A 13196-nucleotide genomic window follows, 5' to 3' on the forward strand; every position below is an offset into this window, starting at 1 on the left:
GCGGAGCTTGTCGGACCAGCAGAAGCGCAATTGTTTCATCGCCGCGATGGCGCTACCGTTCCGCATTCAGGCGGCAAAGAAAGCAATGACCCACATGCAAACCGAGATTGGCGACATCGCATCAGACCAATCGTCCGATGAGGCCGATGCGCAAACCACATCCAGCCCCGGCGACACAGACACAGTCGCGCCGAAGCAAGCGATTGAGATCGCCTTGGTCGATGATGATCGCAACATCCTGACGACGGTGTCCATCGCGCTTCAAGCCGAAGGGTTTGTCACGCGGTTGTATTCCGACGGGGAAACCGCGCTGCGCGCCTTGATCGACAATCCACCTGACTTGGCCGTGTTTGATATCAAAATGCCGAAGATGGATGGGCTTGAATTGCTGCGCCGGGTCCGCGCGCATGGGCCGCTGCCGGTTATTTTTCTGACCAGTAAAGACGACGAAGCCGACGAAGAAGCCGGATTGGAATTGGGCGCGGACGATTACATCGCCAAACCGTTCAGCCTGCGCCTGTTGACCGCGCGCATTCGCGCCATTTTGCGACGCGCAGAGCCCGACCGCACCATCGGCCACGAAACCAGCGCCCCCCAACCCGTCCACCCCAAGATTGATCGTGGGCGTCTGTATATGGACCCGGCGCGCCATCACGTGACGTGGAACAAACAAGCCGTCAGCCTAACCGTGACCGAGTTTCTGATCCTCGAAGCGTTGGCAGCGCGTCCCGGTGTCATCAAAAGCCGCAATCAATTGATGGATGCTGCCTATCCTGACGATATCTTCGTCGATGACCGCACCGTGGACAGCCACATCAAACGCATGCGGCGCAAATTCCGTGTGGTTGACGACACATTCGACGCCATCGATACGTTGTATGGCGCGGGATACAGCTTCAACGATGGCTGATCCACAAATCGGTCTTACCGGCGACGACGAACCCGGAATTGTCGGCCGCTTTTCATTAACGGCCCGCATTTTGGTCGTGAATATTCTGCCGCTTGCACTTTTGTCGGGCGGGCTCTTTTATCTTGATACGTATCGCACTCAGTTGATCGATGAACGCTTCAAACTTGCCCGGATTGAAGCGCAGATTTCGGCAGAAGCCTTGGCCGGCGCATCCAAAGAACGCCAAGAAGCGTTGCTGGTTCAAATCGGCTTAGAACAAGGGATGCGGATGCGAATGTTCGACATCGAAGGGTTGTTGTGGGCTGACAGCTTTGAACTGGCCGAGCCCGCGTTTCAATTCGACGACATCAGCGACGATGAATGGGATCAACAATTCACCCGTTGGTTGGACAACGCCATCAGCACCATCGTGCGCGCGGAAGATGTGCCCGATTATGTCGAACCAGACGCGCAAACCGCCGATGCTTTCCCCGAATTGGTCGAGGCGCGCGAACAAGGCTTGAGCCAAGTGCGGCTGTATCATTGGCGCGATGGAACCCCCGTAATCACCGCGGCCGCCCCGGTCGGGTTGAGAGGGGCAACCTTGTTAACGGTGCGCAACGCGGTCGATATCACGGAAAGCGTTCGGACCGCGCGTTCGGCGCTTGTGATTGCCACTTTGGCGGTCTTGTTCGCATCTGCTTTGTTGTCGCTGTATCTGGCGCGGACAATTGTTAGCCCGCTGCAATTGCTGGCCCGCGCCGCGCAAAAGGTGCGTCAGGGGCGTGAACGCGATGTGGAGGTTCCTCGCCTTCCTGAACGCAACGATGAAATTGGGCAATTGGCCCGGTCCGTGTCCGACATGACATCGGCTCTGCGTCAACGGATCGATGCCGTGGACAGTTTCGCCGCCGATGTGGCCCACGAGATCAAAAACCCGCTCGCATCCTTACGCAGCGCGGTGGAATCCCTGCCCAAAGTGGAAGATCCCGATTTGCGACGGGAACTGGAACAGATCGCCACACATGACGTGCGCCGGATCGACCGTTTGGTGAGCGAGATTTCAGACGCCAGCCGGATCGATTCCGAAATGTCGCGCGCCACGCTGGAAAGCATCGACCTAACGGATTTGGTGCGCGCGATCATCGGCAACAGAGAGAACCGCGCAGAGAACCAAGACCACCGCATCGAATTGGATGCGCGTGGGTTTTCGGCAAAGGTTTTGGGCGTTGGCGCACGATTGGAGCGGGTGGTTGAAAACCTCTTCGACAACGCAGCGTCCTTTTCCCCGCCCGAAGCGCCAATCGAAGTGATGATCGACAATGACGGCGAATGCGTGACTTTGACTGTGTGCGATTCCGGGCCCGGTATTCCCGAAGATTCGCGCGAAAAGGTGTTCACCCGGTTCCATTCCATCCGGCCGGACGCAGAAGATTTTGGCAACCATTCCGGGCTTGGCCTCGCCATCGCCCGAACCATCGCAGAGGCCCATGACGGCAATCTAACCGCAGAGGGGCGGCCCGATGGAAAGCGGGGCGCGTGTTTGCGATTGCAATTGCCCGCGGATGCTTAAGACGTGTCAGACGACACTATCATTGTTCAGGCGACCACGGTTGCGATCGATGGCCGCGCTCTTGCCATCGAAGGGCCATCGGGCAGCGGCAAGTCAACGCTCGCTTTGGCCTTGATCGATCGTGGAGCCCAATTGATCGGCGATGATGGAGTGACGTTGCGCCGGGTCGATAATCGCATCATGGCAAGCCCACCTCCGAATATTGGCGGCGTGATCGAAGTTCACGGCGTGGGCCTCTTCGACACGCCAATAGGTGAACCCGCACCGCTCGCCTTGATTATTGATCTGGGTGAGTCTGGCGAACGCCTGCCTGATACTTTGCCGGTCAAACACTATTTGGGCGTGGCGATACCGCGTCTTGATTTCGCCCCCGGCACCATCGCGCCGGCATTGCGGGCCGAACGCGCTTTGGAAAAACACGGACTTTCCAAGGATTAAGCGTAAGCGAAGGGGATTGTGCAAAAATGCTGCTTCACTTCCGCCGCCTAAGCGCCGAAAAGCATGTCTATGCAAACCGCCTCCCCCACTCCTGCGACCGATGCATCGGACGACACACGGCAACGATTGTTGTTGGTGACCGGATTGTCCGGTGCCGGCAAATCGACCGCGCTCGATGTGTTGGAGGATTTGGGGTGGGAAACGATCGACAATTTCCCCGTGCGGCTCTTGGATCGCTTGGTAGGCGAACCCAACACGGCGACATCATCTGGGCGCGCGCCGTTGGCCATCGGGTTTGATTCGCGCACGCGCGGCTTGATACCACATGAAATGGTCGCGCTGGCCAAATCCTTGGCTCAACGCGACGATATCGCCCTCACCTTCATGTTCATCGATTGTGCGGGCGGAGAGTTGGAGCGGCGGTACAACGAAACGCGCCGGCGCCACCCCATGGCACAAGGGCGTACCGTGCAAGACGGTATCGCGGCGGAGCGCGAATTGCTGGAGCCACTGCGGCGATGGGCCGAAATCGTGATCGACACATCGGCGATGGCGACCAACGATTTGCAGGCACAAGTCCGCAACCTGTTCGGCGATGATAAAGCCGCAGAGATGACGCTGACCGTTTCAAGCTTTGGCTTTGCGCGGGGCATGCCCCCCTTAGCCGATCTGGTGTTCGATATGCGGTTTTTGGACAATCCGCATTGGGTCGAAGAGTTACGCGAATTGACGGGCAAAGACGCGCCGGTCGGCGAACACATTGAACGCGACCCCGCCTTTCACACCTCCTTTGATCAGATCAAACAACTGCTGCTCACTCTGCTCCCCCGCTACGATGCGCAGGGCAAATCCTATGTCCACATCGCGTTTGGTTGTACCGGGGGGAGACACCGTTCCGTCTTCAGCGCGGAACGCATGGCGCAAGGCTTGCGCGAGGCGGGATTTTCGCCCACTGTCCGCCACCGCAATTTGGCCTCGCGCGCTGCTGATGAAATCGAAGGGCAGCGCCGGTGATCGGGGCGATTTTTGAACCGGGTGACTTTGGAAGAACACAATGACGATTCCCGCACACCGAATTTCGAAGAGACCACACCGTCGCACCGCCCCCTGCCGCACGGCTCTAACGGATTGAATGCGCAGATGATCGGCTTGATCCTTGTAACCCATGGCCGCTTGGCGGACCAATTCCTCGAAGCGATGGAACACGTCGTCGGAGAGCAGACCGCGATCGTGACCGTATGCATCGGCCCCAATGACGATATGGAACAACGCCGGGCCGAAATCGCCGAAGCGATCCAATCGGTCGATACCGGCAAAGGCGTCATTATCCTCACCGATTTGTTCGGCGGCACACCCTCCAATCTCGCGATATCCTTGTTGGAAACGGGACGGGTCGAAGTGATTGCCGGAATCAATCTACCGATGCTCATCCGGCTAGCCGGCGCGCGCAAATGCATGGATGTGGTCGAAGCGGTCGAAGCCGCGCAAACCGCCGGGCGCAATTACATCACAGTGGCGAGCGAATTTCTGGGTGCTGACGCCGCGCCCCGCGCTGCCAGTGCGGCCAAATAGGTCGGTTGAATGAGCGAATTTCGTCAATCGGTGACCATCGTCAATCAACGCGGCCTGCACGCAAGGGCCAGCGCGAAGTTTGTCGGCGCCGTCGCGGAATTGCCTGATGGGGCGCAGGTTCGCGTCGGCAAAGGCGACAATGAAGCAGGCGGCGCTTCGATCCTTGGCCTGATGATGTTGGGCGCGGCCAAAGGCGACACGGTCGAATTGATCGTCGACGGCGAGAATGCAGAGAACGTTCTGGCAGAGCTCGTCGCGTTGGTCGAAGACGGATTTGGCGAAGAATAGGCCGCGCTATTTGGCGTTTATTCGGGCTTTGTTGGGCGATAGGGCCACAAAATGACACGCAAACATATCAGCGGCTTTTCCAACCCAACCGTGAAATATCTGCGGTCTTTGCGGGATAAGAAACATCGTCGACGCACAGGGCAGTTTTTGGTTGAAGGGCTCCGTTTGCTCGAAGATGCGCGGGTTAGCGGGCGCGTGCCGCGCGAATTGGTGCTGGCCGAAAACCGCGATCCCCATGAATTGATCGATCGGTTGGAAGCCGCAGTCGAGGCAGCCGGTGGAGAAATCGTAACAACCACCCCGGACATTCTCTCCAAAATCACCGGCAAATCCAACGCGCAAAGCGTGGTCGGCCTGTTTGATGAATTCGACACAGGCCTGTCGCAAATCGAACGAGAAACCGCGCCGATTTGGATGGTGGCGCAAGACCTGCGCGATCCGGGCAATTTAGGCACCATGCTGCGCACATGCGATGCAGTGGGTGCCGGTGGATTGATCCTGATCGACGATTGCGTCGACCCGTTTAGCGCAGAGGCCGTTCGCGCCAGCATGGGCGCGGTGTTCACGCAAAAAATCGCCCAGGCGCGGTGGGATGAATTTCTACCATGGCTCCGCGGCGGACCCGGCCAATTGGTGGCGGCATCCCTGCGCGACGCCGTGCCGTATCGCAACGCCGCCTATACATCACCATGCTTCATTCTGGTCGGAAACGAGTCCCAAGGATTGCCAGAGGCCTATGAGGCCGAATGCGATCTGCGCGTCACCATGCCCATGCGCGGGCGGGCCGATTCATTGAATGCTGCGGTGGCGGGCGCGGTGTTGGCGTATGAGGTATTGGCCGGTTTGGACGGCTAACTTACTCTGCTGCGTCTTTCCTGTTCTCAATGGCCGGAATGTCGACTTCGACGTCCTCAGCATCGGCTGCGTTGTAATTCGGAGTGCTTTCGACCAGCGGCACGTCTTCGATTTCGCTTTTGCCGATCTCGATCCCTTTTTCGGCCAAGCGTTTGCCCGATGAAAGAACATTGCGTTCAAAGCTGCCGACGAATTTGTTGTAGTTTTTAACCGCGCTGTCGAGCCCGCCGCCGACGCGTTTTAAGTGTTCACCAGCGACCCGCAACCGATCGTACAATTCCGCACCCATCCGGCCAATTTCCTGCGCCTCTTTCGCCAATCCATCCTGACGCCACACCTGCGCGACGGTGCGCGCGATGGCGACCAGGTTGGTGGGGGTTGCCAGCAGAACGCGGCGCTCAAAGGCAAAATCCCAAAGCTCTGGATCGGCGTCCAATGCTGCGGTCACAAAATGTTCGCCTGGGATGAACATGATGACGTAATCGGGCGCTTCTTCAAATTGGCTTTGATACGATTTCGCACCAAGGGTTTGGACATGGCCGCGCATCGATTTGGCGTGCGCGTCCAAATGCAGTTTGCGCGTGTCGTCATCATCAGCCTCAAACGCAGCCTGATACGCGTTGAGCGATACTTTCGAGTCGATCACCAGCTTCTTTTGCCCCGGCACGTTGATGATCGCATCAGGGCGCAAACGCCCCTCTTCGGTGTCCACCGAATGCTCCATCATAAAATCGGTGTGCTGCGCCAATCCGCATTGTTCGAGCAGGTTTTGCAACGCCCGCTCACCCCAACGGCCGCGCGCTTTGGGCGCGTTGGTGAGCGAATTGCCGAGCCGCTGCGCCTCGCGCCGGACCTCTTCTTGCCCCTCGCGCATGGATTGGATCAGGCCGTTCAATTGCCCGAATGCATCGACCCGCTGTTTCTCCAGCGTTTCGACCTGCTTTTCGTATTTTTCCAGACGTTCGCCAACCGGAGCCAGCAAGGTCTTAATCTTGGCCTCGCCGGTTTCTTCCGATTGCTTAAACCGAGCCTCCGCGCGTTTCAGAAACTCTTCCTGATTGCGTTGAAGCACTTTGGCCCCGGTGTTTTCAAATTCAGTCAGGAGCTTGTTGCGGGATTCTTCGAGCAATCTTTTTTGTTCAGCAAAACCAGCGCGTTCCGCCTGAAATTGAGCATTTTGGGCGCGCGCTTTGTCAAGCTCCCCCGCCAGCCCATCGGCCCGTGCCGCGCGTTCCGACATCGTCGCAAGCTCCGTGATGGCGCTGCGAAATTTGCCATCCAGTTCTTTCGCCTCCGCGTCACGCTCTGCAAACTGCTCCCGCAATTCCGAGACGGGGCGCGAGGCAAAGAACCACGCCGCACCCCCGCCCAATGCGAGACCGAGAACCAAAGCGATGATCAAAAGAATCGGATTATCCATGCGTTCTTATAACACGGAACAAATCAGGAACTCCAGCTTTGGCTGAAATATCCCCGAATGATCGGTTTTTGCCGCAAACCCCACGGCAGACCGTGCGAACAAATCGGCACGATCTTTGGGTCGATTGGATGTAAAAACGGCCTCGAATATGAAGTCGGACGTTTACGCCGCCTGACGCATCTTCTTCAGCTTTTTTAACGCCATTTTGCGTTTCAAATTCGACAGGTGATCGATGAAGAGAATGCCTTCGAGGTGATCCATCTCATGCTGGAGACAGGTCGCCATCATCCCTTCGAGCGCTTCTTCGTGGTGGTTGCCGTCCAAGTCTTGATATTTGACCGTGCAGGTCGCGGGGCGATCCACATCGGCGTAGATTTCAGGAACGGACAGGCACCCTTCGTTCAAGGTCGAAAACTCTTCCGCAGGATCGACGATAACCGGGTTTACGAAAACACGCGGCTCTTTCTTGGTCGCGGGGTGCGTGTGGGCGCCTTCGCCGTGATCATGCCCGCATTCAATCGGTTCTGCGTCGGGATCTTCGGGTTGAAGATCGATCACCAACATCCGTTTGGGCACGCCAACTTGAATCGCGGCCAGGCCGATGCCCGGCGCGTCATACATCGTCTCCAACATATCATCGGCAAGTTGCCTTAGATCGTCGCCAAATTCTTCTGCTTCGACCGGGACAGACACGGTTTTGAGCCGGGGATCCGGCACTTCAAGGATTTCTAGGATAGCCATGGAGTTCAAATAGTGCGGGTCGGCGCCCGCTGCAAGCCGAGCTTTCCGATTACGGCAATCGGCTATTCAAACATTTCTATTCAACAGGCCGCCGGGCGCGCAGAGCTTGTGCCAGCGTGCCTTCGTCGAGGTAGTCCAATTCCCCTCCAACCGGCAGGCCATGGGCAAGCTGAGTGATGCGAACCTTATGCTCCTCCAGCCGCTCGGCCAGATAATGCGCGGTGGTTTGCCCCTCCAGCGTGGCGTTCATGGCGAGCACAACTTCGTCCACCGCCGTTTCGCCGTCTCTTGTCGCCACCCGGTCCAAAAGCGATGCGATGTTCAGGTCTTCGGGTCCAATCCCATCAAGCGCGGACAATTTCCCGCCCAACACATGATACCGTCCGCGGAAAAGCCGCGCCCGATCAAGCGCCCAAACATCGGCCACATCCTCCACAACACACAAAGCCCGTGGATCGCGGCGCGGATCGGCACAGATCGCGCAAGGATCGCTGGTGTCGACATTGCCGCAGGTTGTGCATTCGATCAGCGTTTCCGACACCGCATCCAACGCCTCCAACAAAGCGGGCAAGGCCTGTTCCCGGTTCTTAACCAGCCACAAAACCGCCCGCCGCGCAGAACGCGGTCCTAAGCCCGGCAGTCGGGCCAACGCACCCGAAAGTGCTTCGATCTCTTGCGATGCCATGGGGGGAGAGATAGGGGCTGGCGCGACGAACACAAAGCCAAGGCGGTGAAGTTATGCGCATCACATTTATGGGAACACCCGATTTTGCGGTGCCCGCCTTGGTAGCATTGCACGCTGATGGCCACGAAATCGCCTGTGTGTATTCACAACCGCCCAGCCGATCGGGGCGCGGCAAGAAACTCCGCCCGTCCCCTGTTCATGCCAAAGCGGATGAATTGGGCATCCCGGTTCGCACCCCCAAATCGCTCCGCAATGAAGAGGCGCAGGCGGAATTTTCAGCATTGAACGCGGATATCGCCGTAGTGGCGGCCTATGGTTTGATCCTGCCACAGGCCGTGTTGGATGCCCCGGTGAATGGCTGTCTCAACATCCACGCGTCGATTTTGCCGCGTTGGCGCGGTGCCGCCCCTATTCACCGCGCGGTGATGGCAGGCGACACCGAAACGGGCGTAACGATCATGCAAATGGAGGCGGGATTGGACACCGGCCCAATGTTGGACGTCGTTCGCACCCCGGTTGGGCACAAGACAACCGGCGATTTAACTGAAGAACTGGCCCAATTGGGCGCCGAGGCGATGGTGAAGGTCTTGTCCGACCTCCCCGCTTTTCCGCCCAAAACTCAAGACGACAGCGCCGCAATCTACGCCCCAAAAATCGACAAAGCCGAAGCGCGGATCGATTGGAGCGAGAGCGCCGAAGCGATTGAGGCGAAAGTACGCGGGCTCGCCCCGTTCCCCGGCGCATGGTTCGAATTGGAGACCGCAAATGGGCCGGAGCGGGTGAAATTGCTCCTCGCACAAGTCATGGATGGGACGGGTGCAGCGGGGGAAGTGTTGGACCATAAATTCGGCATTGCGTGCGGCGCCGGGGCGATCCGTCCCTTGCGCCTACAACGCGCTGGTAAGCCTGCGATGGACAGGGCCGATTTCCTGCGCGGCAATTCCGTCGAACCATCGACAATTCTCGCATGACCCGGTTTGCGCTCACCATCGAATTTGACGGCTCCCCGTTTCAGGGATTGCAGCGGCAGAAACACGGCCCCAGCGTCCAGCAAAGCATCGAAGAGGCGATCGCCCGTGTCTGCCAAGAGGAAGCCATCCTACACAGCGCAGGCCGCACCGATAGCGGTGTTCATGCCCTCGCCATGCGCAGCCATGTCGATATCGAGAAAGACATTGCTCCGTTCCGGTTGATGGAAGCGATCAACGCCAATCTGCGCCCGGATCCGATTGCCATCACGGCATGCGAAGTCGTCTCCGACGATTGGCACGCGCGTTTTTCCTGTATCGGGCGCAGCTATGTCTATCGGATCGTAAACCGCCGGGCTCCTGTGACTTTGGCACGAGACCGGGTTTGGCAGGTTGGGCACGATTTGGACGTCGATGCCATGCACCGCGCGGCGCAGGCTTTGACTGGGCGGCATGATTTTACAACCTTCCGTTCCGCCCATTGTCAGGCGCACGACCCCGTCAAAACCCTAGACCGGTTGGACGTAGAACGGGCGCAAACCGAATATGGCGAAGAGATCCACGTGCACGCCGCCGCCCGCAGTTTCCTGCATCATCAAGTGCGTTCGATGGTCGGATGTTTGAAATTGGTGGGAGCGGGAACATGGACAGAGAATCAGCTGGCCGAGGCGCTGGCCGCAAAAGACCGTTGCAAATTGGGACTTAATGCCCCACCTCAAGGCCTGTATTTCGTAAAAGCAATCTATCCCGAATAAGAGAGGAAACCCTATGACCACCACCGGCAAACAGCTTTTCACCACGCTCAGCGCGGAAGGGAAATTGACGCTTGAAGTGAGCGAAGAGACATTCCCGGCACCAACCGGAAATCAAGTGTTGGTCAAAATGGAAGGCGCTCCGATCAATCCATCGGATCTCGCGATCCTCACCAGCGCGGCCGATTTCGACACCGCCGAATATTCCAACGGCAAAGTCGTGGCCAATATGCCTGAGCCGTTTTTGACCGGTCAGAAAAACCGCCATGGCCAACGCCTGCCTGCGGGCAACGAAGGCGCCGGCGAAGTCGTCGCGACCGGCGATAGCGACATGGCCAAAGCGTTGATGGGCCAACGCGTCGCCTGTGTTCCGGGCAACGCATTCAGCCAATACGCCATCGCCGATGCGATGATGTGCTTGCCATTAGGCGATCATTCCTCCGAAGCGGGCGCGTCCAGCTTTGTGAACCCGATGACCGCATTGGGCTTTGTCGAAACGGCAAAAATGGAAGGGCACGATGCGATCATTCACTTGGCTGCCGCGTCCAACCTTGGCCAAATGCTCAACAAAATCTGCCTCGAAGACGGCATGAAACTTGTGAACATTGTCCGCCGTCAGGAACATGTCGATCTTCTCAAAGGTATGGGCGCGACGCATGTCGTGAACTCATCGGACGACGATTACATGGCCCAATTGCGCGCTGCGATTAAAGAAACCGGCGCGTTCCTTGGCTTTGACCCAATTGGCGGCGGTCAAAACACCGATGGCGTGTTGAAAGCGATGGAACAGGTCGCGGCATCGCAAATGGATGAATATTCACGCTACGGATCAAACCAAGACAAGAAGATGTACCAATATGGCCGTCTTGATCTACAAAACCCGACCATTTTGACGCCGTCTTATGGCCTGCAATGGACCGTATCGGGTTGGTTGTTGACGCCGTTCCTCGCCAAGGCTGGGATGGAAACCGTCATCAAAATGCGCACCCGCGTCCAACAAAACCTGACGACGACATTCGCCTCCAGCTACAAAGCGAAAGTCAATCTCGAAGAGATGCTGACCAAAGAAGCGATCACCGATTATCGCCAGATGAAAACTGGCGAGAAGTATCTCGTGACACCTTGGTCGTAAGGCCTGACGCTTAGGCGTCTAAATTACGGATTATCGAAGGCGGCCTGAACCCGGTTCAGGTCGCCTTCTTTATTGGCGATCAAAACCATCAAAAGCACACGCGATTTTTGTGGGTTGAGAGCGCGGGCCGCGACGAAGCCGTTGGGATCATCCTCAGGCTCTCGATCTACGAGCCCTTCGTCAACGCGGCTGGCGCGGACGACGATGAGGCCATTCTTACGATGCGCGATCAATCTCTCGCGCACGGCGTCGGGCATGTTGCCTTCGCCCACTCCGGCGATCACTATGCCGCGCGGGTTCTCTGGTAAAATTCGGTCCACCAATTCGGCTGTCATCCCCGCCCCCATGTAAAGGATCGGCACTTCGGGCATCGCTTCGGAATAGGCGTAGCGCGCTCCCTCCCCTTCGCGCCAAGGTCTTCCAAACCATTCCAGCGCGGCGGGCGTGACCAAACCAATGCTGCCACGGGGAAATCCGCGAAACGCATCGTCGGTGCCGCGTGTGCGGACCTTGCGGGCATCACGCGCCGCCAAAATACGATCGCCCATCACCAAAACCACTCCGCGACCGGACGCTTCTGGATCGCTCGCAACGCGCACCGCATTGACGAAATTGCGCATCCCGTCGCTGCCTACGGCATCCGCCGGTCGCATCGCGCCTACGATTACCACGGGTTTTGTCGCCGGCAGCGTTAGATCGAGAAGGAACGCGGTTTCTTCGGCTGTGTCGGTGCCGTGCGTGATCACGATCCCGTCCACATCATCATCCGCCATCGCATCGCCAATGGCAGAATGCAGCGCGGACCAGACGGGCGGGCCTATATCTTCCGATCCGATATTGGCGATTTGAACACCGGACAAATGCGCAGCAAGGCCAAACTCGGCCACGCGTTCCAACCAATCATCGATCCCGATCTGACCCGGACGATATTCGTGCCGGGTCGCCGACCCCGCCATACCGGCAATGGTGCCGCCGGTGGCAAGAACCCGAATTTTCGGGAAATATGCGGAATGAGCAGGGGTTTTTTCGGACATAATTGTCGATTTGACGAGAAACTATGAAGACAGCAATTGATTTTGAACCTTTTGCCGCTAGATAGCCTTCACCGCAGCGAACAATTTTGTGTTCCTTGCGCTCAACGTGGGGCGATTAGCTCAGTTGGTAGAGCATCTCGTTTACACCGAGAGGGTCGGCAGTTCGAGCCTGTCATCGCCCACCACGTTTTTCATGTTTCGCCGGAAATATGCGCCGATTGGCGCGGTTAAGCGCCGCTTTCCGCGTCGGCGAGCGCTTCGCGTATGCGGGCAATGGCCTCTTCGCTGTCCCATTCATATGCACCGGCGATTCGAAAAACCTCATTGCCCTGCGAATCGAACAATATCGTCATCGGCAACAACCCACCTTCGGCAAACGCCGCCGAGAGATCGGCGCGTGGATCCAACCATTGTTCAAGCCGTGGGAGGTCTCTTTGCGCAAAGAACGGCCCAACCACTTCGGCGCCGCGCATATCCTGGCTTATGGTGATGACGCGGATTTCGCCGTCCATTTCGTCCGCCAAAGTGTCCAGCATTGGCATTTCAACCACGCATGGCACGCACCACGTCGCCCACAAATTCAGCAATATCGGTTGATCAAGAGCGGCTAGGTCCAGCGTGTTGCCATCTGGGTCTTCAAACACCTGAGCGGGCAATGGTGTGCCGGCAAAGGCCCGCACAATCTGTCCCGGCAATTGCGGGGGAGGCGGAGCCGCGCTTTGCGTATCGGTAGCAGCAGTTTCTTGCGCCCTATCCCCGGCCCCACTATCGCAGCCCGAAAGCGCAAAAGCAGCAAGAGCAGCGAGACAAATCGAACGGATCATGACGGACTCCCAATCAACCAGCAAC

General features: G+C 57.9%; 15 protein-coding genes and 1 tRNA gene. 11 read left to right on the forward strand and 5 right to left on the reverse strand.

Annotated features, from left to right (window positions below; all coding sequences use genetic code 11):
* Positions 1–94 precede the first annotated feature (94 nt).
* The 7 genes from BQ8290_RS00550 (at position 95) to BQ8290_RS00580 (ending at position 5615) form a co-directional block, all read left to right on the forward strand.
* Complete coding sequence (locus BQ8290_RS00550; RefSeq protein WP_108791667.1) at positions 95–910, forward strand: response regulator; 816 nt, start codon at positions 95–97, stop codon at positions 908–910.
* The gene (locus BQ8290_RS00555) at positions 903–2462 is read left to right on the forward strand and encodes a stimulus-sensing domain-containing protein (RefSeq protein WP_108791669.1); all 1560 of its coding nucleotides are present in this window, start codon (positions 903–905) and stop codon (positions 2460–2462) included. Before BQ8290_RS00550 ends, BQ8290_RS00555 begins: the two co-directional genes overlap by 8 nt.
* A 3-nt stretch (positions 2463–2465) precedes the next feature.
* Positions 2466–2900 carry an HPr kinase/phosphorylase gene (locus BQ8290_RS00560; protein ID WP_337660872.1) on the forward strand — a complete coding sequence of 145 codons (435 nt, stop codon included), beginning with the start codon at positions 2466–2468 and terminating at the stop codon, positions 2898–2900.
* A 69-nt stretch (positions 2901–2969) separates the two neighbouring features.
* Complete coding sequence (gene rapZ, locus BQ8290_RS00565) at positions 2970–3914, forward strand: RNase adapter RapZ (RefSeq protein ID WP_337661472.1); 945 nt, start codon at positions 2970–2972, stop codon at positions 3912–3914.
* A 126-nt stretch (positions 3915–4040) separates the two neighbouring features.
* Positions 4041–4472, forward strand: a complete 432-nt coding sequence (locus BQ8290_RS00570; RefSeq protein ID WP_108791673.1) for a PTS sugar transporter subunit IIA — start codon at positions 4041–4043, stop codon at positions 4470–4472.
* 9 nt (positions 4473–4481) lie between these two features.
* Positions 4482–4760, forward strand: coding sequence for an HPr family phosphocarrier protein (locus BQ8290_RS00575; protein WP_108786715.1), 279 nt, complete (start codon positions 4482–4484; stop codon positions 4758–4760).
* Between the two features lie 51 nt (positions 4761–4811).
* Positions 4812–5615 carry a TrmH family RNA methyltransferase gene (locus BQ8290_RS00580; protein ID WP_108786717.1) on the forward strand — a complete coding sequence of 268 codons (804 nt, stop codon included), beginning with the start codon at positions 4812–4814 and terminating at the stop codon, positions 5613–5615.
* Position 5616: 1 nt separating this feature from the next.
* Here BQ8290_RS00580 and BQ8290_RS00585 read toward each other — a convergent pair whose 3' ends face one another.
* From BQ8290_RS00585 to recR, 3 genes are all read right to left on the reverse strand, one after another.
* Entirely contained in the window at positions 5617–7035 is a 1419-nt protein-coding gene (locus tag BQ8290_RS00585; RefSeq protein WP_108786719.1) for a DNA recombination protein RmuC, read from the reverse strand.
* Positions 7036–7197: 162 nt separating this feature from the next.
* The gene (locus BQ8290_RS00590) at positions 7198–7776 is read right to left on the reverse strand and encodes a peptide deformylase (protein ID WP_108786721.1); all 579 of its coding nucleotides are present in this window, start codon (positions 7774–7776) and stop codon (positions 7198–7200) included.
* A gap of 76 nt (positions 7777–7852) precedes the next feature.
* Positions 7853–8461, reverse strand: a complete 609-nt coding sequence (recR, locus tag BQ8290_RS00595; RefSeq protein WP_108786723.1) for a recombination mediator RecR — start codon at positions 8459–8461, stop codon at positions 7853–7855.
* A 53-nt stretch (positions 8462–8514) separates the two neighbouring features.
* Between recR and fmt the strand changes: the two genes are divergently transcribed.
* From fmt to BQ8290_RS00610, 3 genes are read left to right on the forward strand one after another with little or no spacing between them, the layout of a single operon-like run.
* Positions 8515–9432 carry a methionyl-tRNA formyltransferase gene (gene fmt, locus BQ8290_RS00600; RefSeq protein ID WP_108786726.1) on the forward strand — a complete coding sequence of 306 codons (918 nt, stop codon included), beginning with the start codon at positions 8515–8517 and terminating at the stop codon, positions 9430–9432.
* Positions 9429–10184, forward strand: coding sequence for a tRNA pseudouridine(38-40) synthase TruA (gene truA / locus BQ8290_RS00605; protein WP_108786728.1), 756 nt, complete (start codon positions 9429–9431; stop codon positions 10182–10184). Before fmt ends, truA begins: the two co-directional genes overlap by 4 nt.
* A 13-nt stretch (positions 10185–10197) precedes the next feature.
* A complete protein-coding gene (locus tag BQ8290_RS00610) occupies positions 10198–11313 on the forward strand; it encodes an alcohol dehydrogenase catalytic domain-containing protein (RefSeq protein WP_108786730.1) in 1116 nt (371 codons plus the stop codon).
* Positions 11314–11336: 23 nt separating this feature from the next.
* Here BQ8290_RS00610 and BQ8290_RS00615 read toward each other — a convergent pair whose 3' ends face one another.
* Positions 11337–12347, reverse strand: a complete 1011-nt coding sequence (locus BQ8290_RS00615; RefSeq protein ID WP_108786732.1) for an asparaginase domain-containing protein — start codon at positions 12345–12347, stop codon at positions 11337–11339.
* A gap of 109 nt (positions 12348–12456) precedes the next feature.
* Here BQ8290_RS00615 and BQ8290_RS00620 point away from each other — a divergent pair.
* Positions 12457–12532, forward strand: a tRNA-Val gene (locus BQ8290_RS00620).
* A gap of 42 nt (positions 12533–12574) precedes the next feature.
* On the opposite strand, the gene BQ8290_RS00625 is transcribed toward BQ8290_RS00620, so the two are convergent.
* Complete coding sequence (locus BQ8290_RS00625) at positions 12575–13171, reverse strand: redoxin family protein (RefSeq protein WP_108791675.1); 597 nt, start codon at positions 13169–13171, stop codon at positions 12575–12577.
* Positions 13172–13196 lie beyond the last annotated feature (25 nt).

The sequence above is a fragment of the Erythrobacter sp. Alg231-14 genome, from assembly GCF_900149685.1.
Lineage (GTDB): Bacteria > Pseudomonadota > Alphaproteobacteria > Sphingomonadales > Sphingomonadaceae > Erythrobacter.

Coding starts and splice junctions, on each gene's coding strand:
- BQ8290_RS00555 (WP_108791669.1), top strand. CDS start 903: ATGGCTGATCCACAAATCGGTCTTACCGGCGACGACGAACCCGGAATT.
- BQ8290_RS00550 (WP_108791667.1), top strand. CDS start 95: ATGCAAACCGAGATTGGCGACATCGCATCAGACCAATCGTCCGATGAG.
- BQ8290_RS00590 (WP_108786721.1), bottom strand. CDS start 7,776: ATGGCTATCCTAGAAATCCTTGAAGTGCCGGATCCCCGGCTCAAAACC.
- rapZ (WP_337661472.1), top strand. CDS start 2,970: ATGCAAACCGCCTCCCCCACTCCTGCGACCGATGCATCGGACGACACA.
- BQ8290_RS00610 (WP_108786730.1), top strand. CDS start 10,198: ATGACCACCACCGGCAAACAGCTTTTCACCACGCTCAGCGCGGAAGGG.
- recR (WP_108786723.1), bottom strand. CDS start 8,461: ATGGCATCGCAAGAGATCGAAGCACTTTCGGGTGCGTTGGCCCGACTG.
- BQ8290_RS00580 (WP_108786717.1), top strand. CDS start 4,812: ATGACACGCAAACATATCAGCGGCTTTTCCAACCCAACCGTGAAATAT.
- BQ8290_RS00575 (WP_108786715.1), top strand. CDS start 4,482: ATGAGCGAATTTCGTCAATCGGTGACCATCGTCAATCAACGCGGCCTG.
- BQ8290_RS00570 (WP_108791673.1), top strand. CDS start 4,041: ATGATCGGCTTGATCCTTGTAACCCATGGCCGCTTGGCGGACCAATTC.
- truA (WP_108786728.1), top strand. CDS start 9,429: ATGACCCGGTTTGCGCTCACCATCGAATTTGACGGCTCCCCGTTTCAG.
- fmt (WP_108786726.1), top strand. CDS start 8,515: ATGCGCATCACATTTATGGGAACACCCGATTTTGCGGTGCCCGCCTTG.
- BQ8290_RS00625 (WP_108791675.1), bottom strand. CDS start 13,171: ATGATCCGTTCGATTTGTCTCGCTGCTCTTGCTGCTTTTGCGCTTTCG.
- BQ8290_RS00615 (WP_108786732.1), bottom strand. CDS start 12,347: ATGTCCGAAAAAACCCCTGCTCATTCCGCATATTTCCCGAAAATTCGG.
- BQ8290_RS00585 (WP_108786719.1), bottom strand. CDS start 7,035: ATGGATAATCCGATTCTTTTGATCATCGCTTTGGTTCTCGGTCTCGCA.